We start from the raw sequence: 26,877 nt of genomic DNA, 5'->3' as shown, positions 1-26,877 counted from the left end.
GCCCTCTCCCGCGGCCTCGCCGAGGCCATGGGCGGCAGCCTGGAGGTCGAGGACACCCCCGGCGGCGGCACCACCATGCTGCTCACCCTGCCCGCGGCCGCCGGGCACGCCGCCGCCGAACCCTTCGCCTCCGAGCACTCCGTCACCGTGGAGGAGCCACCGCGATGAGCGAGATCCTGATCGTCGACGACGAACCGGCCATCCTGCGCACCCTGCGGATCAACCTCAGCGCCCGCCGGTACGCCGTCCGCACCGCCGCCAGCGGCGGGGAGGCGCTCGACCGGGCCGCGCACTCCGCCCCGGACGCCGTCCTGCTCGACCTCGGCCTGCCCGACCTCGACGGCATGGAGGTGCTGCGCGGACTGCGCACCCGCAGCCCGATGCCGATCATCGTGCTGTCCGGCCGCTCCGACGCCGCCGACAAGATCGGCGCCCTCGACGCGGGCGCCGACGACTACCTCACCAAGCCGTTCGTGATGGAGGAACTGCTGGCCCGGCTACGGGCGGTGCTGCGCCGGCCGCTGGGCGGGGTCCCGCCGGAACGGCCGGTGATCGGCGACCACACCGTCGACCTCGCGGCCACCACGGTGCTCGGCCCGGGCGGCCCGGTACGGCTCACCCCGACCGAGTGGCGGATCCTCGGCCTGCTGCTCGCCAACCCCGGCCGGCTGGTGCCCGGGCGGCAGATCCTGCGCGAGGTGTGGGGGCCGGCCCAGGAGGCGCGCGGCAACTACCTGCGGGTCTACCTGGCGGGGCTGCGCCGCAAGCTGGAGCGCGACCCGGCCTGCCCGCGCCACCTGATCACCGAGCCGGGGATCGGGTACCGGTACGTGCCGTAGCGCCCGTGGTGTGTCAACGAACCGTCAGGAGTGGTTCGTCGAGCGACAGGAGAGCGTCAAGGCCGGTCGGCCGCGGTGGTCCGCGGTCGTAGGGTCGGTGCCGGAACGAGCGGTTCCCGCTCCGTGTGGGGGAAGCCCGGGACCGCTCCGGCCGCCGTCCCCGAGGACGGCCAGCAGGTGGGGGAGGGGCGCGCGACGCAAGGCGCGCGCCCCTCTGGCCTGCGCCCCTCTGGCCTGCGCCCCTTCGGCCCGCACGCTCAGCGGCCCGTGCTGCCTCAGCAGTCCGTGCCGCCGCACTGCCGGGGCAGCGCCAGCGCCACCGTGTCCGCGAACTCCCGGACCGCGCTGGTCCGGCTGACCACCCGGCCGCTGTGCACCACCAGCCGGCTGTGCCCGCCCGCGAGCGCCCCGGCGAGGCTGTCCCCGCGCACCGCCAGCAGCTCCGCCGGGAATCCGGCGTCCACCCGGACGGGAGGGAGCCCGAGCGCCGCCCGGGCCTGGTTCGCCACCGCGTCGTACGCCGCCTCGGGCTCCAACTCCCCGCCCGCCGCCAGCAGATAGGCGGACTCCAGCGGGTCGGCCCGGCCGACCGGGTTGGACTGGTCCCGCAGGGCGCCACTGCCCGCCGCCAGCGGCACCCGGGCCGCGGTCAACTCCCCCACCAGGCCCGGACGCAGGCCGGACGGCCGGCCCTCCAGTCCGGTGCAGCCGCCGTTCTGCGGCAGCCAGACCACCCGCACCCCGCTGGTCGCCAGCACGGTGGACGCGCCGCGGGCCAGCGCCCCGCACGGGCCGAGCGTCACCCGCGGTCGCAGCGGCGCCAATGCGCTCGCCAGTCGGGCGAGTTGGGCCGCGTCCGCGGCGGTGGTGTGGAGGTCCACCGGGCAGTCCGCCTCCCGGGCGGCCTCCAGCAGCAGCTGCACGTACCCGGCCGGGTCCGGGTCCAGCTCCGGGCAGCCGCCGGCCGCCGTCGCGCCCAGCTTGAGGGCCTCGCGCAGCTGGGCGCGCCCGTCCGCGCCGGCCCGGCCGGTGAGCAGCCGGGGCATCGCCACCGCCTGGAGCTCGGCCAGCCCCCGCAGGGCCTGGCGGGCGGTGAGCACCGCCTCCAGCCGGCCCAGCCCGTGCACGTCGCCGATCCGTACGTGGGTGCGCTGGGCGGTGGCGCCGTAGCCGAGCGAGGTGAGCGCGGCCTCGGTGATCCGGCGGGTGAGGTCGGCGGGGGTGTCCGGCGGCGGGGTGGGCAGGGCGGCGGAGAAGGCGGTGTCGTAGTGGGCGTGCGCCTCGGCGGGGGCCGGGAGCAGCAGGTAGCCCCGGAGGTCGATCCGGGCGCCGGTGGTGACGGTGGGGGCGCCGGGCAGGGCGGGCAGCGGGCCGAGGCTGCCGGCGGTGCCGACCGCCTGGATGCGGTCTCCGCTGATCCGGACGTCCACCACCCGCCCGTCGGCCAGCCGGGCCCCGGTGAGGAGCAGGACCGGGCCGTGTCCGAGCGGGTTGGCCGCCGGGCCGGGCCCGGAGTGCGGCCCGTCGGCGGCTGCGCTGTCCATCGACGGCTCCTTCTCGTGCCCCGGCCAATGAGCGTCGAGCCTATGGCGCACGGGGGCGGGCCGCCGGGAGGCGGGCAATAGTCGTATCGGCTCGGGGCGCGCGGCTCGGGGGGCGATCGAACGACCGGCCTTGGATCGGTCGTCCGTGCACCTCGCCGACCTGCGGTCTTCGCCCCGGGATACGGATTTCACCTCTGGGCGCGGAACGTGTAATCTCTTCCTCGTTCGCCCCTATAGCTCAGTCGGTAGAGCGTCTCCATGGTAAGGAGAAGGTCTGCGGTTCGATTCCGCATGGGGGCTCTGGTGAAAGGCAGTCAGCTTCGGCTGTGCTGCTGATCACTGTGGCGGTGTAGCTCAGTTGGTAGAGCAAGCGGCTCATAATCGCTGTGTCACCGGTTCAAGTCCGGTCACCGCTACCCCGCGTAGTCGGTCGGGAGATCGCACTCCCGGTCGGCTACTCTTGTTGTGTTCTTATTCGTTGTCCAAGGAAGGCACTCCCGTGGCTGCCACCGACGTCCGCCCGAAGATCACGCTGGCCTGCGTGGAGTGCAAGGAGCGGAACTACATCACCAAGAAGAACCGGCGTAACGACCCGGACCGTCTTGAGATGAAGAAGCACTGCCCTCGCTGCAACTCGCACACCGCGCACCGCGAGACCCGCTGACCCTGTCGCAGGGCGCCGGGCCTGTGTGAATTCAGGTCTTCGACTCCGGGCCGTATCCCTCAACAGGGGGTGCGGCCCGGGGTCTTTTTTCGTACCCGTCCGCGTTTCCACCCGCGTTCCGAGGAGCTGCCATGGCGCTCGACCCGTCCTTCATCGGGCGTAGTTACCCGCCCACCGATCCTTATGAGGTCGGCCGGGAGAAGATCCGCGAGTTCGCGATCGCGATCGGCGACGCCAATCCGGCGTACACCGACGCGGAGGCCGCGAAGGCGCTGGGCCACCAGGACGTGATCGCCCCGCCGACCTTCCCGTTCGCGATCGCCTTCCAGGCGGCCGGCCAGGTCGTCGAGGACCCGGAGCTGGGCCTCGACTACAGCCGGGTGGTGCACGGTGACCAGAAGTTCCGGTACACCCGCCCGGTGCGGGCCGGCGACCGGCTGACGGTCGCGGTCACCATCGACAACATCAAGTCGCTGGCGGGCAACGACGTGCTCACCGTACGTGGCGAGGTGGCGGACGAGACCGGTGAGCACGTGGTGACGGCGATCATGACGCTGGTGGCCCGGGCCGCCGACGAGGCGGGGGAGTGAGCGCGATGGCGATCAACTACGACGAGGTCGAGGTCGGCACCCAGCTGCCGGCGCAGTCCTTCCCGGTGACCCGCGCCACACTGGTGCGCTACGCGGGCGCCTCCGGCGACTTCAACCCGATCCACTGGAACGAGAAGTTCGCGCTGGAGGTCGGCCTGCCGGACGTCATCGCGCACGGCATGTTCACCATGGCCGAGGCGATCCGGGTGGTCACCGACTGGGTCGGCGACCCGGCCGCGGTGGTCGAGTACGGCGTCCGCTTCACCCGGCCGGTGCCGGTGCCCAACGACGGCGTCGGCGCGGTGATCGAGGTCTCGGCCAAGGTCGCCAAGAAGCTGGACGACCGCAAGGTGCAGATCGACCTGCTGGCCACCTCCGGCGGGCAGAAGGTGCTCGGGATGGCCAAGGCGGTCGTCCGGCTCGCCTGAGGCCTCGAACTCCTCGGCCCCTTCCCGGGGCCGTTCTCCGAGGTCAGCCGCCCCGGGCCCGTTCGACGGGCTCCGGGGCGGTTTTTTCGGGCTTGCAGGGCTAGTGATTGGTCACTAACTTGGTTCCCGTGGCGAAGACGAGCATGCGGATGAGTGCGGAGGAGCGGCGCGAGAGCGTGGTCCGGGCCGCGGTGATCGAGTTCGCCAGGCACGGCTACCGGGGCACGTCCACCGAGGCGATCGCCCGCCGGGTGGGTGTCTCGCAGCCGTACCTGTTCCGGCTGTTCCCGGGCAAGCAGGCGATCTTCACGGCCGCCGCCGAGCGCTGCATCGAGGAGACCTGGCGGGTCTTCGACGAGGCGTCCGTCGGGCTGACCGGGGAGGAGGCCGCCGCGGCGATGTCCGAGGCGTACATGGGCCTGGTCGAGGACCGCGAGCAGCTCATGATGCAGATGCAGCTCTACGTCTCGGTGTTCGCCTCCCGGATGGCCGGCGAGGACGAGATCGGGGCGATGGCCCGGCAGCTGTGGGGGGAGCTGTTCGAGCGGGTCCGGGAGCGGGTCGGCGGTGACGTGCAGGGCACCACGGAGTTCTTCGCGTACGGGATGCTGATCAACACCCTGGTGGCGCTGGGCTTCCCCCGGGAGCACCGGATCTGGGACGGCTTCGGCGAGCGCGAGGAGTAGCGGGTCGCGCGGTGGGGTCCGTGCGGCCCTTTTTTCGGCGCTCGAAAGTTAGTGATCAATAACTATCTGGGAAACTCTGGGGGAAGTGGAGTCATGACGGAGATCACGACGAAGAACGCGACGGAGCTCGCGACCGAGAAACCGGGCCTCGGACGCACCGGAGTCTGGACCCTGGTGATCACCAGCCTCGCCGGCTTCATGGCGGCCCTGGACAACCTGGTCGTCACCACCGCGCTGCCGTCCATCCGGGAGGAACTCGGCGGCGGACTGTCCGACCTGGAGTGGACGGTCAGCGCCTACACCCTGTCCTTCGCCGTGCTGCTGATGTTCGGCGCGGCGCTCGGCGACCGCTTCGGCCGCCGCCGGATGTTCCTGGTCGGCCTCAGCCTCTTCACCGCCGGCTCCGCCGCGGCCGCGCTCTCGCCCGGCATCGGCGCGCTGATCGCCGCCCGCGCCCTCCAGGGCGTCGGCGCGGCGGTGTCGATGCCGCTCACCCTCACCCTGCTGACCGCCGCGATACCGGCGGTCAAGCGCGGGATGGCCTTCGGCATCTGGGCCGGGGTCAACGGCCTCGCCATCGCGGCCGGCCCGCTGATCGGCGGTGCCCTGACCGAGCACTTCTCCTGGCAGTGGATCTTCTGGGTGAACGTCCCGGTCGGCGTCGCCCTGGTGCCGCTGGCCGCCCTGCGGCTGCGGGAGAGCCACGGAGCCAGCCCGGCCCTGGACGCGGTCGGCACGGTGCTGGTGAGCCTCGGCCTGTTCGGCGTCGTGCTCGGCCTGATCCGCGGCAACCCGGACGGCTGGACCAGCCCGCTGGTGCTGGCCGCGCTGGCCGGCGGCCTGGTGCTGCTGATCGCCTTCGTGCGGTACGAGCAGCGCGGCGCCAGGCACCCGATGCTGCCGATGCGGCTGTTCCGCAACCGGACCTTCGCCGCCGTCAACGCCTCCGGCCTGCTGATGTTCCTCGGGATGTTCGGGTCGATCTTCCTGATCAGCCAGCACCTCCAGACCGTGGGCGGCTACACCCCGCAGGAGGCCGGCATCCGGATGCTCCCGTGGACCGGGGTGGGGCTGGTCGTCGCGCCGGTCGCCGGCATCCTGGCGGACCGCTTCGGCGGCCGTCCGATCGTGCTCCTCGGACTGACGCTCCAGGGCGTCGGCCTGGCGCTGTACGCGGCGATCAACGACGGGCTCGGGCACTACGAGTACTCCCCGGTGGTGCCCGCCGTGGTGATGTGCGGCGTCGGGATGGCGATGTACTTCGCGCCGACCGCCGCCATGGTGATGGACAGCGTCCGGCCCGAGGAGCAGGGCATCGCCTCCGGTGCCAACAACGCGCTGCGCGAGGTCGGCGGCGCGCTCGGGGTGGCCGTGCTGTCGGCGGTGTTCTCGGCGCGCGGCGGCGACGGTTCGGCGGGGACCTTCGTCCACGCGATGGTGCCCGCGCTGTACGTCGGCGCTGCTCTGGTGCTGGCGGGTGCGGTCTGCGCGCTGGTGCTGCCGCGCCGGACGAAGGCGTCCGGGGCCGTCCCCGCCGGGCAGGCCGAGCAGGCCGCGGTGACCGAGCAGGCCGCGGTGATCGAGCGGTCCGCGGCGGTCGGGGAGGGGCAGCCCGTCCCGGCCGAGGCCTCGAAGGCCTGAGTGCCGGGGGCGGTCCACCGGGGGCGGCCGGGCGGCCGCCCCCCGTCCCCTTACGCTGGTGGGCGTGCTGGTAGAAAACGACGCCCCCCTCGCCCCGCTGACCACGCTGCGGCTCGGCGGCCCGGCCCGCCGCCTGGTGACCGCCCACACCGATGACGAGGTGATCGCCGCCGTCCGCGAGGCGGACGCGGCGGGCGAGCCCCTGCTGGTCCTCGGCGGCGGCTCCAACCTGGTGATCGGCGACGCCGGCTTCCCCGGCACCGTGCTGCGGATCGCCACCACCGGCTTCGCCCTGGACGGCACGGTGCTGGAGCTGGCGGCCGGCGAGGTGTGGTCGGAGGCGGTCACCCGCGCGGTGCGCGAGCACGGCCTGGCCGGGATCGAGTTCCTGGCCGGCATCCCCGGCTCGGCCGGTGCGACGCCGGTGCAGAACGTCGGCGCGTACGGCCAGGAGGTGGCCCAGACCGTCACCGAGGTGGTCGCGTACGACCGCGCGGCCGGCGAGGTGGTCACCCTCACGAACGCCGAGTGCGCGTTCTCCTACCGGCACAGCCGCTTCAAGGCCGAGCCGGACCGCTACGTGGTGCTGCGGGTGCGCTTCGCCCTGGCGGACCGCGCCGGGCTCTCCACCCCGGTCAAGTACGCCGAGGTGGCCAGGCACTTCGGTGTCGAGCAGGGCGAGCCGGTGCCGCTGGTCGAGGCGTACGAGGCGGTGCTGGGACTGCGGGCCGGCAAGGGGATGGTGCTGGACCCGGCGGACCACGACACCTGGTCGGCCGGCTCCTTCTTCACCAACCCGGTGCTCACGGCGGCGCAGTACGAGTCCTTCCGCACCCGCCCGGGCACCGAGAACGCCCCCGCCTACCCGGCCCCGGAGGGGTGCACCAAGACCTCGGCGGCCTGGCTGATCGACCGGGCGGGATTCGGCAAGGGCTACGGCGACGGCCCGGCGACGCTCTCCACCAAGCACACCCTGGCGCTCACCAACCGCGGCTCGGCCACCGCCGAGGACCTGCTGGCCCTGGCCCGGGAGATCCGGGACGGGGTCCGCGAGGCCTTCGGGGTGGAGCTGGTGAACGAGCCGGTGATGGTGGGCGTCAAGCTGTAGGGGCGTGCCCGTCCACCAGCCAGGCGTCGATGTCCGCCAGCAGTTCCTTGCGGACGTCCTCCGGCGCGCACGAGCCGCGCACCGACTGCCGTGCCAGCTCGGCGAGTTCGGCGTCGCTGAAGCCCAGGGCGTCCCGGGCCAGGTCGTACTGGGCGGCGAGCCGGCTGCCGAACAGCAGCGGGTCGTCCGCGCCGAGCGCCAGCGGCACGCCGGCGTCGAACAGCCGGCGCAGCGGCACCTCCTCGGGCTGCTCGTAGACGCCGAGCGAGACGTTGGAGGCGGGGCAGACCTCGCAGGTGATCTGGCGGTCCGCCAGCCGGGCCATCAGCCGCGGGTCCTCGGCGGCCCGGACGCCGTGGCCGATCCGGCCCGCCCCGAGGTCGTCCAGGCAGTCCCGGACGGACTCCGGGCCGGCCAGCTCGCCGCCGTGCGGGGCGGCCAGCAGGCCGCCCTTGCGGGCGATCTCGAAGGCCCGGTCGAAGTCCCGGGCCAGGCCGCGGCGCTCGTCGTTGGAGAGGCCGAAGCCGACCACGCCGTGGTCGGCGTAGCGGACGGCCAGCCGGGCCAGCGTCCGGGCGTCCATCGGGGACTTCATCCGGTTGGCCGCGACCAGCACCCGGATGCCCACCCCGGTGGCCGCGGCGGCGTGCTCCACCGCGTCCAGGATCAGTTCCAGCGCGGGGATCAGTCCGCCCAGCCGGGGCGCGTAGGAGGTCGGGTCGACCTGGATCTCCAGCCAGCGGGAGCCGTCCCGCCGCTCGTCCTCCGCGGTCTCCAGGACCAGCCGGCGGATGTCCGACTCGTCGCGGAGCACCGAGCGGGCGGTGTCGTACAGGCGCTGGAAGCGGAACCAGCCGCGTTCGTCCGTGGCCCGCAGTTTGGGCGGCTCGCCGGAGCTGAGGGCCTCCGGCAGCCGGACGCCGTGCTTGTCGGCCAGCTCCAGCAGGGTGGCGGGCCGCATCGAGCCGGTGAAGTGCAGGTGCAGGTGGGCCTTCGGGAGGCCCCTGACGTCTCGCGGGTTCAACAGGCGTTCCATTTTCCGATACTGCCGTATGCGGCCCCCAAACGGGAACCGCCCTCTTTCCGTCCCCCGAAGGGGTGAAAGAGGGCGGTGTGCCGGGTGAATCCCGAACGTCGGGTTGACGTCAGTCGCGGGCCTCGCCGAGCAGCTTCTGGATCCGGCTGACGCCCTCGACCAGGTCGGCGTCACCGAGCGCGTAGGAGAGCCGCAGGTAGCCGGGGGTGCCGAAGGCCTCGCCCGGGACGACCGCGACCTCGGCCTCGTCCAGGATCAGCGCGGCCAGCTCGCCGGAGGTCTGCGGGCGACGGCCGCGGATCTCCTTGCCCAGCAGGCCCTTGACCGACGGGTACGCGTAGAACGCGCCCTCGGGCTCGGGGCACAGGACGCCCTCGATCTCGTTGAGCATCCGCACGATGGTCCTGCGACGGCGGTCGAAGGCCTCGCGCATCTCGGCCACCGCGTCCAGGTCGCCCGCGACGGCGGCCAGCGCGGCGCGCTGCGCCACGTTGGAGACGTTCGAGGTGGCGTGCGACTGGAGGTTGGTCGCGGCCTTGATCACGTCCTTGGGGCCGATCACCCAGCCCACCCGCCAGCCGGTCATCGCGTAGGTCTTGGCGACGCCGTTGACCACGATGCACTTGTCGGCGAGCTCGGGCAGCAGGGCCGGCAGCGAGGTGAAGCTCGCGTCGCCGTAGACCAGGTGCTCGTAGATCTCGTCGGTGAGCACCCAGAGGCCGTGCTCCAGCGCCCAGCGGCCGATCTCCTCGGCCTCGGCCTCGGTGTACACCGCGCCGGTCGGGTTGGACGGCGAGACGAAGAGCACCACCTTGGTGTTCTCGGTGCGGGCGGCCTCCAGCTGCTCGACCGAGACCTTGTAGCCGGTGGTCTCGTCGGACACGACCTCCACCGGGACGCCGCCGGCCAGCTGGACCGACTCCGGGTAGGTGGTCCAGTACGGGGCCGGGATGATGACCTCGTCGCCCGGGTCCAGGATCGCGGCGAAGGCCTCGTAGATCGCCTGCTTGCCGCCGTTGGTCACCAGCACCTGGGAGGCGTCCACCTCGTAGCCCGAGTCGCGCAGCGTCTTGGCGGCGATCGCGGCCTTCAGCTCGGGCAGGCCACCCGCCGGGGTGTAACGGTGGTTCTTCGGGTCGCGGCAGGCCTCGACGGCCGCCTCGACGATGTAGTCCGGCGTGGGGAAGTCGGGCTCGCCGGCACCGAAGCCGATCACCGGACGGCCGGCCGCCTTGAGGGCCTTGGCCTTGGCGTCCACGGCGAGGGTCGCGGACTCGGCGATCGCGCCGATCCGGGCGGAGACCCGGCGGTCGGCGGGGCGGATGGAAGGGTCGGGCTGCGGGGTGGAAGCGCTCATGCCTGCATCGTCGCAGAACCGGGACGGACCGGTCATCGCCGTTTCACCATCCGTACGGCTCCGTCCGCATCGCGACCCCCGACGATCCGCCGGTGACCGCCGCGCCCGGCCGGACATCCGCCGGGCGGGCGGCGGCCCCGGAAGAAGAGGTTCGACCAAACAGCCTCCGACCACGTACACTCGCTCCTCGACGGCCCGCCGAAAAAGACCGGAGCTTTCACCGCCTGTACAGACGGCGGGGGGAGATGCGGTAGGTTGGTCGCCACCAGGGGCCGAGAGGTTCCGTAGGGCAATAGCTCAATTGGTAGAGCACCGGTCTCCAAAACCGGCGGTTGGGGGTTCGAGTCCCTCTTGCCCTGCTGCTTGATCCGTACTCAGCCCGTTCGCTCCACAGAGCGAGCGGGCTTGATGCGGAGAGGGCACCGATCAGCACCGCTTAAGCCGACCGCTCGTGCCTGAAACGGGTACGCAGGCGATGTTCGGCCGGACCCGGATTCAGGTGAGGACGAGTGACGGAGACCACGGGCTCCACCGCAACGCCTGAGAGCGGCAACCCCGAGGGGACCGACGGCGCTGCCGAGAACGCTGCTGTCGAGGGCGACAAGAAGTCCGGCAAGCAGAAGAAGTCCGGCAAGCGGGCCAAGAAGGGCCTCTTCGCGCGGATGGGCCTCTTCTACCGCCAGATCATCGCCGAGCTGCGCAAGGTCGTCTGGCCCACCAGGAGCGAGCTCACCAACTACACCGCCGTCGTGGTGACCTTCGTCGTGGTCGTGATGGGCTTCGTCTACGGCCTCGACTACGGCTTCGCCAAGCTGAGCCTGTTGGTCTTCGGCTGATCGAGCCCCACCTCCGAACCACCTCCCGACCCGGGCCGATTCATCGGTCCGGGTCGAGCTGTCGGCGGCGGACGTACGCGCGCGTACCGTGGACTCGGTACTGTTGAAGTCTCCGAGACCTCTCCTGGCGCCCGCGCGAGCGGCCGCGCGCCGGTCCGGTTTCGGAGCGCGCCACCTTCACCATCTCCAGGAAAGAAGCAGCCACCGTGTCTGAGTCCCCCCTGTACGACGCCGACGAGACCGTCCGCGAGGCGGATGTCGCCGCCGAGCTGGACGCGGCCGAGCTGGCTGACGACGCCGAGTCCGCCGAGCAGATCGTCGACGCCGCGGACAGCGACGAGGACGAGGTCGAGGCGTACGACGAGGCCGAGGCCGGCGAGGCCGCCGAGGAGTCCGCGCTGCACGTGGAGGACGACCAGGAGCTCGCCGCCGACGAGGCCGAGGAGGCCGAGGAGTCCGCCGAGGCCGAGGCCGAGGTCGAGGTCGACCCGGTCGCCAAGTTCCGCGAGGACCTGCGCTTCATGCCGGGCGAGTGGTACGTGATCCACACCTACGCCGGCTACGAGAACCGGGTGAAGCAGAACCTGGAGCAGCGTGCCGTCTCGCTGAACGTCGAGGAGTACATCTTCCAGGCCGAGGTGCCGCAGGAAGAGGTCGTCCAGATCAAGAACGGCGACCGCAAGACCATCCGCCAGAACAAGCTCCCCGGCTACGTCCTGGTGCGCATGGACCTCACCCCGGAGTCCTGGGGCGTCGTGCGCAACACCCCCGGTGTCACCGGCTTCGTCGGCAACGCCTACGACCCGTACCCGCTGACCCTGGACGAGGTCGTCAAGATGCTCGCCCCGGACGTCGAGCGCCAGGCCGCCAAGGAGGCCGGCAAGCCCTCCCCGGTCAAGCCGACCGAGATCCAGGTGCTGGACTTCGAGGTCGGCGACTCGGTCACCGTCACCGACGGCCCGTTCGCGACCCTCCAGGCGACCATCAACGAGATCAACCCCGACTCGAAGAAGGTCAAGGGCCTGGTCGAGATCTTCGGCCGGGAGACCCCGGTCGAGCTCTCCTTCGACCAGATCCAGAAGAACTAGTCCCACGGTCTTCGGATCCGGGGCGGGGGCCGAGGGCCCCCGCCCCGAATCCGTTTTGGTCCAGCGGCGCCGACGCGTTAGCCTGGTCCGATGTGTGTGCTGGCGACCGGGTGTCGCCCCGGTTCCGCACGCACCAGCAATCACCTCTCGGAAGGACCCGGAGAGACATGCCTCCCAAGAAGAAGAAGGTCACGGGGCTTATCAAGCTCCAGATCAACGCCGGTGCGGCCAACCCGGCGCCGCCGGTCGGCCCCGCGCTGGGTCAGCACGGCGTCAACATCATGGAGTTCTGCAAGGCCTACAACGCTGCGACCGAGTCGCAGCGCGGCATGATCGTGCCGGTGGAGATCACGGTCTACGAGGACCGTTCCTTCACCTTCATCACGAAGACGCCGCCGGCCGCGCGCCTCATCCTGAAGGCCGCCGGTGTCGACAAGGGCTCCAGCGAGCCGCACAAGACCAAGGTCGCCAAGCTCACCAGCGCCCAGGTCCGCGAGATCGCCACCACCAAGATGCCCGACCTGAACGCCAACGACCTGGACGCGGCGGAGAAGATCATCGCCGGCACCGCCCGGTCGATGGGCATCACCGTCGAGGGCTGATCACCCCCGTCCCGTCAGGGACAGAACGGCTCAGCCGTCCCCCGTGGTAGGGCCTGCGCAGGCCCGTTGATCACCACAACTCCCATCACCATTCAGGAGCAGCAGTGAAGCGCAGCAAGGCTCTGAAGGCCGCGGACGCCAAGGTCGACCGCGAGCGCCTTTACGCCCCGCTTGAGGCCGTCCGCCTCGCCAAGGCGACCAGCACCACCAAGTTCGACGGCACCGTTGAGGTCGCCATGCGTCTGGGCGTCGACCCGCGCAAGGCCGACCAGATGGTCCGCAGCACCGTGATCCTCCCGCACGGCACCGGTAAGACCGCTCGGGTCCTGGTCTTCGCGACCGGCGAGCGTGCCGAGGCCGCGCGTGCTGCGGGTGCCGACATCGTCGGTGCCGACGAGCTGATCGACGAGGTCGCGAAGGGCAAGCTGGACTTCGACGCCGTCGTCGCCACCCCGGACCTCATGGGCAAGGTCGGCCGCCTGGGCCGCGTGCTCGGTCCCCGTGGTCTGATGCCGAACCCGAAGACCGGCACCGTGACCCCGGACGTCGCCAAGGCTGTCAACGACATCAAGGGCGGCAAGATCGAGTTCCGCGTCGACAAGCACTCGAACCTGCACTTCATCATCGGTAAGGCCTCCTTCACCGACGAGCAGCTGGTCGAGAACTACGCCGCCGCGCTGGACGAGGTGCTCCGCGCCAAGCCGTCCGCCGCCAAGGGCCGCTACATCAAGAAGACCGCGTTCTCGACCACCATGGGCCCCGGCATCCAGGTGGACCCGAACCGCACCCGCAACCTCCTCGTCGAGGAGGACCCGGCCGCGGTCTGAGCCCCAGCGCTCCAGAGCAGTCCGTACGGCGGGCCCGTACCCCCTTCACCGGGGGTGCGGGCCCGCCGTCGTTCGTTCCCGGCCCGTCCGGCTCCGTCCGACCTCGTCCGGCCCCGGCGGTGCGGACGGCCGCGGGAAACGGTTGCGGGATCGGGACACGGGCGGATGGGAACGGTTGACCGAGTCGTCGTACGCTCTGCCGGTCAGTTCATGTGGAGAACCTGTGACCGCCGGAGTGTGCCGTGCCGCCCGCCCTTCGCCCCACCGCGCTCGCGGCGGCCCTGCTGCTGCTCGGGACCGCCACCGGCTGCAGCATGCTGGCCGCCCCCGGCAGCCGGGTCCCCGGTGAGCCGGCGCCGGTGCCGCCCAGGCAGGTGGTGCTCGCGGCCGCCCAGGCGCTGGACGACACCGGCGGCGCCCGGATCGACGTGGTGCGGGAGGGCCCGGACGGCCGGCGCACCGCGGGCGGCACGCTGGTCTGGGGGGACCGCGACGAGGCCGCACTGGCCGTCACCGACGAACTGGGCACGGGGCGGCTGACCCTCCACGACGGCGCCATCGACCTCGTCTACCAGGCCGTCGCGCCCAAGCACGCGGACCGCGCCACCGCGGAGTCGCTCGACCCCAAGGCCGGGATCGACCCCGGCGGCTACGCGGGCGGCTGGATGAGCACACTGGTCACCGGCCCGGGCAGCCGGGCGTACGCGATGGCCCGGACGGACCGGCTCGGCTCGCTCGGCGGCGAGCAGCTGGCCGGGGTGACCGCCGCCCACTACCAGGGCACCGCCCCGGTGGCCGACTACTTCGGTGCGGACGGGGAGTTGAGCCCCCAGCGGCTGGCCGCGGTGGTCGACTGGTACCGGCAGCGCGGGGTCGCGCAGATCGGCTACGACGTCTGGGTCGGACCCGGCCCGCGGCTGCTGAAACTGCGGGAGACGGCGCAGGGGAGCGCCGGAACCACGGTGACCACCACGGACGTCTCAGCCCCCGGACCGGGGGACCCGACGCCGGCCCCGGCGGCCGGATGAGCGGAGGGGATATCCGGTGCTGGTCCGTCCGGGCGATCCGTTAGAGTCCGCAGGAGAAGGAGCTGAGGATCAGCTCTTCCGAAGAACTTACGGGGGTACTTCCATGCGCGCCGTGCGTCTCGCCGCCACCGTCGCGACCGCCGCCGTCCTGCTGGCCGGCGCCACCGCCTGCGGGAGCAAGGGCGGCAGCGACAACAAGGCGGCCGCTGACACCAAGGACGCCGGGTCGGTCCCCGCCGGGCTGACCGCGGACCCGAAGGCCGCCCTCACCGCCGCCGCCCTGGTGATGCAGAAGGCCGGCAGCGGCAAGGTCGCCATGACCTCCCCGGACCCGACCAGCCCGGGCGGCTCGGGCACCGTCGACTGGAAGGACCCGGGCAAGGTCGCCCTGGACGTGTCCAGCGACATGGACGGCAAGAAGCTCAAGATCCGGGTGATCGGGGCCGACGCCTACGTCGGCAGCGACGACGCCGCGGCCCTGCAGGGGAAGCACTGGGTCAAGGTGCCCTCCACGGAGGAGATGGGCGGCGCCTTCATGGTGATGGGCCAGATGACCAACCCGGTCGCCCAGCTCACCATCGCGGCCGCGAGCGGCAAGCTGACCAAGGTCGGCCAGGAGAGCGTGGACGGCGTCCAGACCACCCACCTGCGGGCGGTCGAGGAGACCGCCACTCTGGTGGCCGGGATGACCACGCTCACCCCGGAGCAGCGCCAGTCCGTCCAGAAGACGCTGGAGGAGGACGGCAAGACCCTCACCATCGACTTCTGGCTGAACGACAAGCAGGAGCTCGTCAAGTACCAGGAGTACGGCGACACCAACGGCCAGGCGAAGGCCGTCACCGTCAAGTACTCCGACCTGGGCAAGGGCGGCAAGGTCGAGGCGCCCGCCGCCGGTGACCTCGGCTCCCAGGCCGACCTCCTCAAGCTGTTCGGCTGACCCGGCCCGACACCCGAACCGGCGCTGCGCCGGAACCGTCCGCAGCGACCACCGGCTACCGCCCCGGGCGCACCGTGCGCCCGGGGAGTTCTCAAGGGGGGAACACCATGGCTGGAACCCGCAAGGCCGCCGTCGCCGTCGTCCTCGGCGCGCTGGCGCTGACCGCGACCGCCTGCAACGACAACAACGACTCCGCCGGCAAGAACGCCGCCCCGGCCGCGCCGACCACGGCCGCCGCCGCGACCACCCAGGCGGCCCCGCCGGCCAAGGTGAGCCCGGCGGTCTTCCTGGAGCAGGTCACCAAGAAGACCGGCGCGGCCAAGTCCGCCAAGGTCACCGAGGACATCACCATCGGCAGCATCACCATGAAGGCCGACGGTGCCATGGGCTGGGGCGGCGGTCTCCAGGGCGACATGACGATGGACCTGTCCGGCACGCCGAACGCCGACAAGATGACCCAGAGCATGGGCGGCACGGCGTTCGTCTACCGGTTCGTTCCGGACGGCATGTACATGAAGCTCGGCGGCGACGCCCTGAACGCGTCCGACGGGCGGCACTGGGTGCACATCGGCTTCGACGACGTCGCCAAGATGCAGGGCGGCGCCGCGGCCGGCGCGGGCACCGCCGACCAGTTCAAGAAGGCCGACCCCGTGGAGGGCGTGCGGACCCTGATCGCCTCCGGCGCCGTGAGCGAGGTCGGGCAGGAGACGGTGAACGGCAAGCCGGCCACCCACTACACCGGTGTGCTGAACGTGGCCAACATGGCGAAGGCCAACGGCGGCCTGACCCCCGAGCAGGTCGACCAGCTGAAGAAGTCGCTGGCCGCCATGGGCATCACCAGCGAGACCATCGACGTCTGGGTGGACGCCGACCAGCTCGTGGTGAAGCGGACCGAGCAGGCCGACACCAAGGCCGGCGCGATGAAGGTCACCGTCACCTACTCGGACTACGGCACCGCGGTCAACACGACCGCGCCGGACCGGTCCGACACGATCGAGATCACCGAGCTGGCGAAGCTCGGCAGGAACGCCGCCGGCACCGACAGCTGACCCGGTCCCCGTCCCGGCCCCGACTCGTCCGACCGGTGGACGGGCCGGGGCGGGTGGGGTCCGGCCAGGGGGCCGCCACCGGCGGATCCGGGTCCGGATGGCAAGGTGGCCCGGTGAGAGAGGAACGGACGATGCCGGGACGGCAACGGCTGGCGGCACTGGCCGTCGTCGCCGTGCTCGCGAGCGGACTGACCGGCTGCAGCGGGGGCGACGTGGCGCCCGCCACGCCGTCCGCCGGGTCGAGCACGAGCAGCGCCTCCCCGATCACCGCCACCCCGACCGGTCCGGCCAAGCCGACCGACCGCTCGCCGCACGGAGTGCTGCTCTCCGCCGAGCTGGCCATGCAGACCGCCCGCCGGGCCAAGGTCAGCTACCGGCTGGGCGCGGACGCCGGTTCCGGTCCGCTGTTCTGGGCGCCCAAGACGGCGCTGCAGATCAAGCGCTCCACCCCGGCGGAGGCCGAGCAGCTGATCGTCGTGGACACCGTCGCCTACCAGGGCGGCGACGCCGCGACGGCGGCCAGGAACGGCGGCAGGCACTGGGAGCGCTTCACCGTCCCGGCCGACCCGGACGGACACAAGGAGATCCCGTACGCGGGGCTGATCGACCTGCTGAACCCGGTCGAGGCGCTGACCGCGGCCACCGCGGACGGGGTGGAGGGCACCTTCGTCGGCGAGGAGAAGTACGAGGACTCGACCGTCGAGCACTACCGGGTGACCACCACCGCCGAGAAGTACGCGGCGGCTCAGACCGGGCTGCCCCAGGCCCGACGGGACAACCTGCGGGCCGCGCTGGCCCCGGGCGGCTCGATCTCGCTCACCCTGGACCTCTGGCTGAACGACAAGGACCAGCTGGTCCGGCTCCAGCGCACCGGCAACGGCGACAGCGGCCGGGCGGACGACTCGGTCGTCTACTCCGACCCCGCCGGCCCGCTGCTCTCGGCCCAGGCCCCGGCCGAGACGGACACCGTGGACACCGGGGTCCGGACGGTCTCCCCGCTGGCCCGCTGAGCCGCTCCCGGCCCGCCCGGGTTCACCCGTCCGAGGGCGATTTGCGTCGTGCGGACGGCTCCGGTTACTGTTGCGGAAGCCAAAGACCGCTGGTTGTCGCCGCGCCCGTCAGGGAGCAGGCGGCCGAAGGATCTGCGCTTCGTCGCAGACAGCCCGCGCAGGTGTGTCTGGAGCTTCGACCTCCGGGTGACGCGTTCGCGCTTCGTCCGTTGAGGTCGCTGAGAGCCCCGTGCGCCTGCGCACCGGGGCTCATTGCATTTCGCAAGGGCTTTCCTTCCGTCCGGTCGGTTCGAGGCGTGAATGGTCGACTTTCGCGGTCGGCCGGACTTCGACATCACGGAAGGAGGCGTAAGCCTATGGCCAGGCCCGACAAGGCTGCTGCCGTCGCCGAGATCACGGACAAGTTCCGTGGCTCCTCCGCGGCGCTGCTCACCGAGTACCGCGGTCTCTCGGTGAAGCAGGTCAAGACCCTGCGTCGCTCGCTCGGCGACAACGCCGAGTACGCCGTGGTGAAGAACACGCTGACCAAGATCGCGGCCAACGAGGCCGGGATCTCCGAGCTCGACGACCTGTTCAACGGTCCGACGGCTGTTGCCTTCGTCACCGGTGACCCGGTGGAGTCGGCGAAGGCTCTGCGTGACTTCGCCAAGGAGAACCCCGCTCTCATCATCAAGGGCGGTGTCCTTGACGGCAAGGCGCTGTCCGCCGATGAGATCAAGAAGCTCGCGGACCTTGAGTCCCGCGAGGTGCTGCTCGCCAAGCTGGCGGGTGCCCTGAAGGCCAAGCAGTCCCAGGCTGCCGCGCTCTTCCAGGCCCTGCCGTCGAAGCTCGTCCGCACTGTGGACGCGCTGCGCGACAAGGTCGAGCAGGGCGGTGCCGGTACGCCGGCTCCCGCCGCCGAGGACGAGGCCGCCGAGTAATTCGGCAGGCTCACGCCTCGCTGCGGGCCCGTACGCCCGCCAACCCGTACATCCGGCACCACCTGCCGATTTAGTGGAAGGACGCCAATCATGGCGAAGCTGTCCCAGGACGAGCTGCTCGCGCAGTTCGAGGAGCTCACCCTCATCGAGCTCGCTGCCTTCGTGAAGGCCTTCGAGGAGAAGTTCGACGTCACCGCCGCCGCCCCGGTCGCCGTTGCCGCCGCCGGTGTCCCCGGTGCCCCGGCCGAGGCCGTCGAGGAGCAGGACGAGTTCGACGTCATCCTCGAGTCCGCCGGTGACAAGAAGATCCAGGTCATCAAGGAGGTGCGCACCCTGACCTCCCTCGGCCTGAAGGAGGCCAAGGACCTCGTTGACACCGCTGGTGCCAAGGTCCTGGAGAAGGTTGCCAAGGACGTTGCCGAGAAGGCCAAGGCCGCCCTTGAGGGTGCCGGCGCCAAGGTCACCGTCAAGTGACTTCTCGCCCCCTCTGAGGGGGCCTGAGGCCGGGCCGATCACCCTTGCGGGTGGTCGGCCCGGTCTTTTGCGTTCCCGGAGCGGTCCGGGAACCACCGGTGTGGCCGATCGCGCACTCGGCACTGTCGGCGTCGAGGAGTATGGTGATCACCATCGTCGACAGTGGTCCCGACCACGGCTTCTGTAACGCCGGAGGGCTTCGGGCCGATAGACGGGTCGAGGTCCGCGCCGCCGGCGGGCCCTTGACGAACCTGGCGGGGCGCGCGATTCTCAAGGCGCGAGTCCGCCCGGTTGGTTCGCCGCTGGATGCATAACCAGTGGCTCGGGCGGGAAATGACTCCACGTGAGTTAGAGCAGTACCCGGTGGGCGTCCGCGCCCCCGGCTACCGGGAGGAGTCTCCGATTCGGTTTCCGAATCAGAGCTGGACAGCAGTGTGGCCTTTGGCTACACTGTCCCTTTGCGCTGCCTGTTAGCTGCTCCGTGACTCGTCGCCCGGAGTTTGCGTTGCCCTGAAGGGGTCTGGCACCGCCTCCGCAAAGCGACTCTGACCTGGGATTTCACCCCGGCGGAGGCCAGTGGCGAGGAAGGCGGGTCCAAGCCCAAGCAGGCCCGGCTGGTACGCGCGTAGTGAGCTCCGAGCCCTCGGAAGGACCCCCCTCTTGGCCGCGCCGCGCAACGCCTCGAACAATTCCGCCGCATCCACCGCCCCGCTCCGCGTCTCCTTCGCGAAGATCAAGGAGCCCCTTGAGGTCCCGAACCTCCTGGCCCTGCAGACCGAGAGCTTTGACTGGCTGCTCGGCAACGCGGCCTGGAAGACCCGGGTCGAGCAGGCGCTGGAGTCCGGTCAGGACGTCCCCACCAAGTCCGGTCTGGAGGAGATCTTCGAGGAGATCTCGCCGATCGAGGACTTCAGCGGGTCGATGTCCCTGACCTTCCGCGACCACCGTTTCGAGCCGCCGAAGAACTCCATTGACGAGTGCAAGGACCGCGACTTCACGTACGCGGCTCCGCTCTTCGTCACGGCCGAGTTCACCAACAACGAGACCGGTGAGATCAAGTCTCAGACGGTCTTCATGGGCGACTTCCCGCTCATGACCCACAAGGGCACGTTCGTGATCAACGGCACCGAGCGTGTCGTCGTGTCGCAGCTGGTCCGCTCCCCGGGTGTGTACTTCGACTCCACCCTGGACAAGGTGTCCGACAAGGACATCTACTCCTGCAAGGTCATCCCCTCGCGTGGTGCCTGGCTGGAGATGGAGATCGACAAGCGCGACATGGTCGGCGTCCGCATCGACCGCAAGCGCAAGCAGTCCGTCACCGTGCTGCTGAAGGCTCTCGGCTGGACCAACGAGATGATTCTCGAAGAGTTCGGCGAGTACGAGTCGATGCGCAACACCCTGGAGAAGGACCACACCCAGGGCCAGGACGACGCGCTGCTGGACATCTACCGCAAGCTGCGTCCGGGCGAGCCGCCGACGCGCGAGGCCGCGCAGACGCTTCTGGAGAACCTGTACTTCAACCCGAAGCGCTACGACCTGGCCAAGGTCGGTCGTTACAAGCTCAACCGCAAGCTGGGCAACGCCGAGTCGCTGGACTCCGGCGTGCTCACCGAGCCCGACATCATCGGTGCGATCAAGTACCTGGTGAAGCTGCACGCGGGCGAGACCGAGTGGCGTGACGAGACCGGCCGCGACATCGTGGTCGAGGTCGACGACATCGACCACTTCGGCAACCGCCGCCTGCGCAACGTCGGCGAGCTCATCCAGAACCAGGTCCGTACGGGTCTCGCCCGCATGGAGCGCGTCGTGCGCGAGCGCATGACCACCCAGGACGTCGAGGCGATCACGCCGCAGACCCTGATCAACATCCGGCCGGTCGTCGCCTCCATCAAGGAGTTCTTCGGCACCAGCCAGCTGTCGCAGTTCATGGACCAGACGAACCCGCTGTCGGGCCTGACCCACAAGCGCCGTCTGTCCGCCCTCGGTCCCGGTGGTCTCTCCCGTGAGCGCGCCGGCTTCGAGGTCCGTGACGTGCACCCCTCGCACTACGGCCGCATGTGTCCGATCGAGACCCCGGAAGGCCCGAACATCGGTCTGATCGGGTCGCTGGCCTCGTACGGCCGGGTCAACGCCTTCGGCTTCATCGAGACCCCGTACCGCAAGGTCGTCGACGGTGTCGTCACCGAGAAGGTGGACTACCTCACCGCCGACGAGGAGGACCGCTACGTCATCGCCCAGGCGAACGCCCCGCTGACCGCGGACCTGCACTTCGCCGAGCCGCGCGTCCTGGTCCGCCGCCGTGGTGGCGAGATCGACTACATCCCCGGCACCGAGATCGACTACATGGACGTCTCGCCGCGCCAGATGGTGTCGGTCGCGACCGCCATGATCCCGTTCCTTGAGCACGACGACGCCAACCGCGCGCTCATGGGCTCCAACATGATGCGCCAGGCGGTGCCGCTGCTGAAGAGCGAGGCCCCGCTGGTCGGCACCGGCATGGAGTACCGCTGCGCCGTCGACGCCGCCGACGTCATCACCGCCGAGAAGGCCGGTGTGGTGCAGGAGGTCTCGGCCGACTACGTCACCGTGGCCAACGACGACGGCACGTACACCACGTACCGCGCCGCCAAGTTCACCCGCTCCAACCAGGGCACCGCCTTCAACCAGAAGGTGCTCGTGGACGAGGGCGCCCGGGTCGAGGTCAACCAGGTGCTGGCCGACGGCCCGTGCACCGACGAGGGCGAGATGGCCCTCGGCAAGAACCTGCTCGTGGCGTTCATGTCGTGGGAGGGTCACAACTACGAGGACGCGATCATCCTGTCGCAGCGCCTCGTGCAGGACGACGTCCTCTCCTCGATCCACATCGAGGAGCACGAGGTCGACGCCCGTGACACCAAGCTCGGCCCCGAGGAGATCACCCGGGACATCCCGAACGTCTCCGAGGAGGTCCTCGCCGACCTCGACGAGCGCGGCATCATCCGGATCGGCGCCGACGTCGTCACCGGTGACATCCTCGTCGGCAAGGTCACCCCGAAGGGTGAGACCGAGCTGACCCCCGAGGAGCGCCTGCTCCGCGCGATCTTCGGTGAGAAGGCCCGTGAGGTCCGCGACACCTCGCTGAAGGTCCCGCACGGTGAGTCCGGCAAGGTCATCGGCGTCCGCGTGTTCGACCGCGAGGAGGGCGACGAGCTTCCCCCGGGTGTGAACCAGCTGGTCCGCGTCTACGTGGCCCAGAAGCGCAAGATCACCAACGGTGACAAGCTCGCCGGCCGCCACGGCAACAAGGGTGTCATCTCCAAGATCCTCCCGGTCGAGGACATGCCCTTCCTGGAGGACGGCACCCCGGTCGACATCATCCTCAACCCGCTGGGTGTCCCGTCCCGAATGAACCCGGGACAGGTCCTGGAGATCCACCTCGGGTGGCTCGCCAAGCAGGGCTGGGACGTCTCCGGTCTCGCCGACGAGTGGGCCCAGCGCCTGCAGGCGATCGGCGCCGACACCGTCCAGGGCGGCACCAACCTCGCCACCCCGGTCTTCGACGGCGCCCGCGAGGACGAGATCACCGGCCTGCTGGACAACACCACCCTCACCCGTGACGGTGAGCGCCTGGTGAACTCCACCGGCAAGGCCCGCCTGTTCGACGGCCGCTCCGGCGAGCCGTTCCCGATGCCGGTCTCGGTCGGCTACATGTACATCCTGAAGCTGCACCACCTGGTCGACGACAAGCTGCACGCCCGTTCGACCGGTCCGTACTCGATGATCACCCAGCAGCCGCTCGGTGGTAAGGCGCAGTTCGGTGGTCAGCGCTTCGGTGAGATGGAGGTGTGGGCCCTCGAAGCGTACGGCGCCGCGTACGCGCTGCAGGAGCTGCTCACCATCAAGTCCGACGACGTCCTCGGCCGCGTGAAGGTCTACGAGGCCATCGTCAAGGGCGAGAACATCCCCGAGCCCGGCATTCCCGAGTCCTTCAAGGTCCTCATCAAGGAAATGCAGTCGCTCTGCCTCAACGTGGAGGTGCTGTCCTCGGACGGCCAGTCCATCGAGATGCGGGACTCCGACGAGGACGTCTTCCGCGCCGCCGAGGAGCTCGGCATCGACCTGTCCCGGCGCGAGCCGAGCAGCGTCGAAGAGGTCTGACGGAGGTCGGGCCGGCTCGCTTCCGGATCAAGCGGAGTGCGCAGCCGGCCCGCCCCCAGGCCCCCCTCAGACCACAGACAAACTCTCGAATCACGAAAGAGGGCTTGACGACCAGTGCTTGACGTCAACTTCTTCGACGAGCTCCGCATCGGCCTGGCCACCGCCGACGACATCCGCCAGTGGTCGCACGGCGAGGTCAAGAAGCCGGAGACCATCAACTACCGCACCCTGAAGCCCGAAAAGGACGGCCTCTTCTGCGAGAAGATCTTCGGCCCGACCCGGGACTGGGAGTGCTACTGCGGTAAGTACAAGCGCGTCCGCTTCAAGGGCATCATCTGCGAGCGCTGCGGCGTCGAGGTGACCCGCGCCAAGGTGCGCCGTGAGCGGATGGGCCACATCGAGCTGGCCGCCCCGGTCACCCACATCTGGTACTTCAAGGGTGTGCCGTCCCGCCTCGGCTACCTGCTCGACCTGGCGCCGAAGGACCTCGAAAAGGTCATCTACTTCGCCGCCTACATGATCACCTGGGTCGACGACGAGCGCCGCCAGCGCGACCTGCCGTCCCTGGAGGCGCACGTCTCCGTCGAGCGCCAGCAGATCGAGAACCGCCGCGACGCCGACCTCGAAGCCCGCGCCAAGAAGGCCGAGACCGACCTGGCCGAGCTGGAGGCCGAGGGCGCCAAGGCCGACGTGCGCCGCAAGGTGCGCGAGGGCGCCGAGCGCGAGATGAAGCAGCTGCGCGACCGCGCGCAGCGCGAGCTCGACCGCCTCGACGAGGTGTGGGCCCGCTTCAAGAACCTCAAGGTCCAGGACCTGGAGGGCGACGAGCTGCTCTACCGCGAGCTGCGCGACCGCTTCGGCACCTACTTCTCCGGCTCGATGGGCGCCGCGGCCCTCAAGGACCGCCTGGAGACCTTCGACCTGGCGGAGGAGGCCGAGCGCCTCCGCGAGATCATCCGCACCGGCAAGGGCCAGAAGAAGACCCGTGCGCTGAAGCGCCTCAAGGTCGTCTCCGCGTTCCTGCAGACCAGCAACAAGCCCAACGGCATGGTCCTGGACTGCGTCCCGGTCATCCCGCCGGACCTGCGTCCGATGGTGCAGCTGGACGGTGGCCGCTTCGCGACCTCCGACCTGAACGACCTGTACCGCCGCGTCATCAACCGCAACAACCGCCTGAAGCGCCTGCTCGACCTCGGTGCCCCCGAGATCATCGTGAACAACGAGAAGCGCATGCTCCAGGAGGCCGTCGACGCGCTGTTCGACAACGGCCGCCGCGGTCGTCCGGTCACCGGTCCGGGCAACCGGCCCCTGAAGTCCCTCAGCGACATGCTGAAGGGCAAGCAGGGTCGTTTCCGCCAGAACCTGCTCGGCAAGCGTGTCGACTACTCGGCCCGTTCGGTCATCGTCGTCGGCCCGCAGCTCAAGCTGCACCAGTGCGGTCTGCCGAAGGCCATGGCGCTGGAGCTCTTCAAGCCGTTCGTGATGAAGCGCCTGGTCGACCTGAACCACGCGCAGAACATCAAGTCGGCCAAGCGCATGGTCGAGCGTGCCCGCCCGGTCGTGTGGGACGTGCTCGAAGAGGTCATCGCCGAGCACCCGGTCCTGCTGAACCGTGCGCCCACCCTGCACCGCCTCGGCATCCAGGCCTTCGAGCCGCAGCTGGTCGAGGGCAAGGCCATCCAGATCCACCCGCTCGTCTGCACCGCGTTCAACGCGGACTTCGACGGTGACCAGATGGCCGTCCACCTGCCGCTCTCCGCGGAGGCGCAGGCCGAGGCCCGCATCCTGATGCTGTCCTCGAACAACATCCTGAAGCCGGCCGACGGTCGCCCCGTCACCATGCCGACCCAGGACATGGTGCTCGGTCTGTTCTTCCTGACCTCGGACCGCGACAACGTGAAGGGCGCCGGCCGCACCTTCTCGTCGACCGCCGAGGCGATCATGGCCTTCGACGCCCGTGAGCTGGACGTCCAGGCCCCGATCGAGCTGCGCCTCGGCGCCGGCACCGTCCCGCCGCGCGGCTGGACCCCGCCGGTGGACGAGGAGGGCCGGTCGAGCTGGTTCGAGGGCGAGCCCTTCCGCCTGACCACCACCCTGGGCCGCGCGCTCTTCAACGAGCTGCTGCCCGAGGACTACCCGTTCGTCGACTACGAGGTGGGCAAGAAGCAGCTCTCCGCGATCGTCAACGACCTGGCGGAGCGCTACCCCAAGGTCACCGTCGCGGCGACCCTGGACAACCTGAAGGCGGCCGGCTTCCACTGGTCGACCCGTTCCGGTGTCACCGTCTCGATCTCGGACGTCATCGTCCCGCCGAGCAAGCCCCAGATCCTTGAGGGCTTCGAGGCGAAGGCGGAGAAGGTCCAGAAGCAGTACGAGCGCGGTCTGATCACCAACGACGAGCGCAAGCAGGAGCTCGTCGGCATCTGGACCCAGGCGACCAACGAGGTCGCGGACGCCATGGCCGCGAACTTCCCGAAGACGAACCCCATCTTCATGATGGTCGACTCGGGTGCTCGTGGAAACATGATGCAGATGCGTCAGATCGCCGGTATGCGTGGTCTGGTGTCGAACGCCAAGAACGAGACCATCCCGCGACCCATCAAGGCGTCGTTCCGTGAGGGTCTGTCCGTGCTGGAGTACTTCATCTCCACCCACGGTGCCCGTAAGGGTCTGGCCGACACCGCCCTCCGTACCGCCGACTCCGGCTACCTCACCCGTCGTCTGGTCGACGTCTCCCAGGACGTCATCATTCGCGAGGAGGACTGCGGCACCGAGCGCGGCCTGAAGCTGTCGATCGGTTCCGTGGGCGCCGACGGCGTGCTGCGCAAGGCCGACGACGTCGAGACCAGCGTGTACGCCCGCATGCTCGCCGAGGACATCACCGTCGACGGCAAGCTGCTGGCCACCGCCAACACCGACCTCGGCGACGTCCTGATCGACGAGCTGATCCGCCACGGTGTGAGCGAGGTCAAGACCCGCTCGATCCTGACCTGTGAGTCGGCCGTCGGCACCTGCGCCATGTGCTACGGGCGCTCGCTGGCCACCGGCAAGCTGGTCGACATCGGTGAGGCGGTCGGCATCATCGCCGCCCAGTCCATCGGTGAGCCCGGTACCCAGCTGACCATGCGTACCTTCCACACCGGTGGTGTGGCCGGTGACGACATCACCCAGGGTCTGCCGCGTGTCGTCGAGCTCTTCGAGGCCCGTACCCCCAAGGGTGTGGCCCCGATCTCGGAGGCCGCCGGCCGGGTCCGCATCGAGGACACCGAGAAGACCCGCAAGCTGGTCGTCACGCCGGACGACGGCAGCGACGAGATCGCCTACCCGGTCTCGAAGCGCGTCAAGCTGCTGGTCAGCGAGGGCGAGGCGGTCGAGGTCGGCCAGAAGCTGACCATGGGTGCCACCAACCCGCACGACGTGCTGCGGATCATGGGCCAGCGTGCCGTCCAGGTCCACCTGGTCGCCGAGGTCCAGAAGGTCTACAACTCGCAGGGTGTGTCGATCCACGACAAGCACATCGAGATCATCATCCGGCAGATGCTCCGCCGCGTGACGATCATCGAGTCGGGCGACGCCGAGCTGCTCCCGGGCGAGCTCGTCGAGCGCGGCCGCTTCGAGCAGGAGAACCGTCGTGTGGTCGCCGAGGGCGGTCACCCCGCCTCCGGCCGTCCGCAGCTGATGGGTATCACCAAGGCCTCGCTGGCCACCGAGTCCTGGCTGTCGGCCGCCTCCTTCCAGGAGACGACCCGGGTCCTCACCGACGCGGCGATCCACGCCAAGTCGGACCCGCTGCTGGGCCTCAAGGAGAACGTCATCCTCGGTAAGCTCATCCCGGCCGGTACGGGTCTTCCCCGCTACCGCAACATCCGGGTCGAGCCGACCGAGGAGGCCAAGGCCGCGATGTACTCGGCCGTCGGCTACGACGACTACGACCTGTCGCCCTTCGGCGCCGGCTCCGGCCAGGCGGTCCCGCTGGACGACTACGACTACGGCCCGTACACCGGCTGAGTCACCTCATCGGCCGGCGACGGCCGCTGATCGCCAGGGCGGTCACCCCTCACGGGGTGGCCGCCCTG

22 protein-coding genes and 3 tRNA genes are annotated in these 26,877 nt (G+C 70.4%); 22 read left to right on the top strand and 3 right to left on the bottom strand.

Annotated features, from left to right (window positions below):
• The first annotated feature begins 164 nt into the window (after positions 1-164).
• On the top strand, positions 165-839 hold the full coding sequence (locus ACZ6Z8_RS37635; protein WP_465614467.1) for a response regulator: 675 nt from the start codon (positions 165-167) through the stop codon (positions 837-839).
• A gap of 275 nt (positions 840-1,114) precedes the next feature.
• Here ACZ6Z8_RS37635 and ACZ6Z8_RS37630 read toward each other — a convergent pair whose 3' ends face one another.
• Positions 1,115-2,383, bottom strand: a complete 1,269-nt coding sequence (locus ACZ6Z8_RS37630) for an amidohydrolase family protein (protein WP_465614466.1) — start codon at positions 2,381-2,383, stop codon at positions 1,115-1,117.
• Between the two features lie 227 nt (positions 2,384-2,610).
• Here ACZ6Z8_RS37630 and ACZ6Z8_RS37625 point away from each other — a divergent pair.
• The 8 genes from ACZ6Z8_RS37625 to ACZ6Z8_RS37590 all read left to right on the top strand — a co-directional run bounded on the left by ACZ6Z8_RS37625 (position 2,611) and on the right by ACZ6Z8_RS37590 (position 7,500).
• Positions 2,611-2,683: transfer RNA gene (locus ACZ6Z8_RS37625), tRNA-Thr, on the top strand.
• A gap of 43 nt (positions 2,684-2,726) precedes the next feature.
• Positions 2,727-2,799: transfer RNA gene (locus ACZ6Z8_RS37620), tRNA-Met, on the top strand.
• A gap of 83 nt (positions 2,800-2,882) precedes the next feature.
• Entirely contained in the window at positions 2,883-3,047 is a 165-nt protein-coding gene (gene rpmG / locus ACZ6Z8_RS37615; RefSeq protein WP_006604855.1) for a 50S ribosomal protein L33, read from the top strand.
• A gap of 131 nt (positions 3,048-3,178) precedes the next feature.
• Positions 3,179-3,637 (top strand): FAS1-like dehydratase domain-containing protein, encoded by a 459-nt coding sequence (locus ACZ6Z8_RS37610; protein ID WP_402812500.1) that lies wholly within the window; start codon positions 3,179-3,181, stop codon positions 3,635-3,637.
• A gap of 5 nt (positions 3,638-3,642) precedes the next feature.
• A complete protein-coding gene (locus ACZ6Z8_RS37605) occupies positions 3,643-4,065 on the top strand; it encodes a MaoC family dehydratase (RefSeq protein ID WP_465614465.1) in 423 nt (140 codons plus the stop codon).
• A gap of 149 nt (positions 4,066-4,214) precedes the next feature.
• A complete protein-coding gene (locus ACZ6Z8_RS37600) occupies positions 4,215-4,751 on the top strand; it encodes a TetR/AcrR family transcriptional regulator (RefSeq protein WP_465614468.1) in 537 nt (178 codons plus the stop codon).
• A gap of 93 nt (positions 4,752-4,844) precedes the next feature.
• On the top strand, positions 4,845-6,392 hold the full coding sequence (locus tag ACZ6Z8_RS37595; protein ID WP_465614464.1) for an MFS transporter: 1,548 nt from the start codon (positions 4,845-4,847) through the stop codon (positions 6,390-6,392).
• 64 nt (positions 6,393-6,456) lie between these two features.
• On the top strand, positions 6,457-7,500 hold the full coding sequence (locus ACZ6Z8_RS37590) for a UDP-N-acetylmuramate dehydrogenase (protein ID WP_402812507.1): 1,044 nt from the start codon (positions 6,457-6,459) through the stop codon (positions 7,498-7,500).
• Here the strand turns inward: ACZ6Z8_RS37590 and ACZ6Z8_RS37585 are convergent.
• Both ACZ6Z8_RS37585 and ACZ6Z8_RS37580 read right to left on the bottom strand, forming a co-directional pair.
• Positions 7,490-8,536: an adenosine deaminase gene (locus tag ACZ6Z8_RS37585; RefSeq protein WP_465614463.1), complete on the bottom strand. Its 1,047-nt coding sequence runs from the start codon at positions 8,534-8,536 to the stop codon at positions 7,490-7,492. The two genes, ACZ6Z8_RS37590 and ACZ6Z8_RS37585, sit on opposite strands and share 11 nt — an antisense overlap.
• Positions 8,537-8,645: 109 nt before the next feature.
• Entirely contained in the window at positions 8,646-9,893 is a 1,248-nt protein-coding gene (locus ACZ6Z8_RS37580; RefSeq protein ID WP_465614462.1) for a pyridoxal phosphate-dependent aminotransferase, read from the bottom strand.
• Between the two features lie 286 nt (positions 9,894-10,179).
• Here ACZ6Z8_RS37580 and ACZ6Z8_RS37575 point away from each other — a divergent pair.
• The 13 genes from ACZ6Z8_RS37575 to ACZ6Z8_RS37515 all read left to right on the top strand — a co-directional run bounded on the left by ACZ6Z8_RS37575 (position 10,180) and on the right by ACZ6Z8_RS37515 (position 26,809).
• Positions 10,180-10,252: transfer RNA gene (locus ACZ6Z8_RS37575), tRNA-Trp, on the top strand.
• A gap of 150 nt (positions 10,253-10,402) precedes the next feature.
• Entirely contained in the window at positions 10,403-10,729 is a 327-nt protein-coding gene (secE, locus tag ACZ6Z8_RS37570; RefSeq protein ID WP_465614461.1) for a preprotein translocase subunit SecE, read from the top strand.
• 206 nt (positions 10,730-10,935) lie between these two features.
• Positions 10,936-11,817, top strand: a complete 882-nt coding sequence (gene nusG, locus ACZ6Z8_RS37565; protein WP_465614460.1) for a transcription termination/antitermination protein NusG — start codon at positions 10,936-10,938, stop codon at positions 11,815-11,817.
• 167 nt (positions 11,818-11,984) lie between these two features.
• The gene (rplK, locus tag ACZ6Z8_RS37560; protein ID WP_030290442.1) at positions 11,985-12,419 is read left to right on the top strand and encodes a 50S ribosomal protein L11; all 435 of its coding nucleotides are present in this window, start codon (positions 11,985-11,987) and stop codon (positions 12,417-12,419) included.
• A gap of 104 nt (positions 12,420-12,523) precedes the next feature.
• Positions 12,524-13,246: a 50S ribosomal protein L1 gene (rplA, locus tag ACZ6Z8_RS37555; RefSeq protein ID WP_030290441.1), complete on the top strand. Its 723-nt coding sequence runs from the start codon at positions 12,524-12,526 to the stop codon at positions 13,244-13,246.
• Between the two features lie 242 nt (positions 13,247-13,488).
• On the top strand, positions 13,489-14,274 hold the full coding sequence (locus tag ACZ6Z8_RS37550; protein ID WP_465614459.1) for a hypothetical protein: 786 nt from the start codon (positions 13,489-13,491) through the stop codon (positions 14,272-14,274).
• Between the two features lie 103 nt (positions 14,275-14,377).
• Positions 14,378-15,211 (top strand): SCO4651 family lipoprotein, encoded by an 834-nt coding sequence (locus tag ACZ6Z8_RS37545; RefSeq protein WP_465614458.1) that lies wholly within the window; start codon positions 14,378-14,380, stop codon positions 15,209-15,211.
• Between the two features lie 107 nt (positions 15,212-15,318).
• Entirely contained in the window at positions 15,319-16,260 is a 942-nt protein-coding gene (locus ACZ6Z8_RS37540) for an SCO4651 family lipoprotein (RefSeq protein ID WP_465614457.1), read from the top strand.
• 131 nt (positions 16,261-16,391) lie between these two features.
• Positions 16,392-17,270 (top strand): SCO4651 family lipoprotein, encoded by an 879-nt coding sequence (locus ACZ6Z8_RS37535; RefSeq protein ID WP_465614456.1) that lies wholly within the window; start codon positions 16,392-16,394, stop codon positions 17,268-17,270.
• Between the two features lie 356 nt (positions 17,271-17,626).
• Entirely contained in the window at positions 17,627-18,190 is a 564-nt protein-coding gene (rplJ, locus tag ACZ6Z8_RS37530) for a 50S ribosomal protein L10 (protein WP_030290437.1), read from the top strand.
• A 90-nt stretch (positions 18,191-18,280) separates the two neighbouring features.
• A complete protein-coding gene (rplL, locus tag ACZ6Z8_RS37525) occupies positions 18,281-18,664 on the top strand; it encodes a 50S ribosomal protein L7/L12 (RefSeq protein WP_402812533.1) in 384 nt (127 codons plus the stop codon).
• Between the two features lie 660 nt (positions 18,665-19,324).
• Positions 19,325-22,801 (top strand): DNA-directed RNA polymerase subunit beta, encoded by a 3,477-nt coding sequence (gene rpoB, locus ACZ6Z8_RS37520; RefSeq protein WP_396242211.1) that lies wholly within the window; start codon positions 19,325-19,327, stop codon positions 22,799-22,801.
• Between the two features lie 114 nt (positions 22,802-22,915).
• A complete protein-coding gene (locus ACZ6Z8_RS37515) occupies positions 22,916-26,809 on the top strand; it encodes a DNA-directed RNA polymerase subunit beta' (RefSeq protein WP_465614455.1) in 3,894 nt (1,297 codons plus the stop codon).
• Positions 26,810-26,877: the final 68 nt, after the last annotated feature.

The sequence above is a fragment of the Kitasatospora sp. NPDC101108 genome (genome assembly GCF_055584725.1).
Note: the sequence above shows the minus strand (reverse complement) of the source record. Positions and strands in the feature narration are given on the sequence as shown.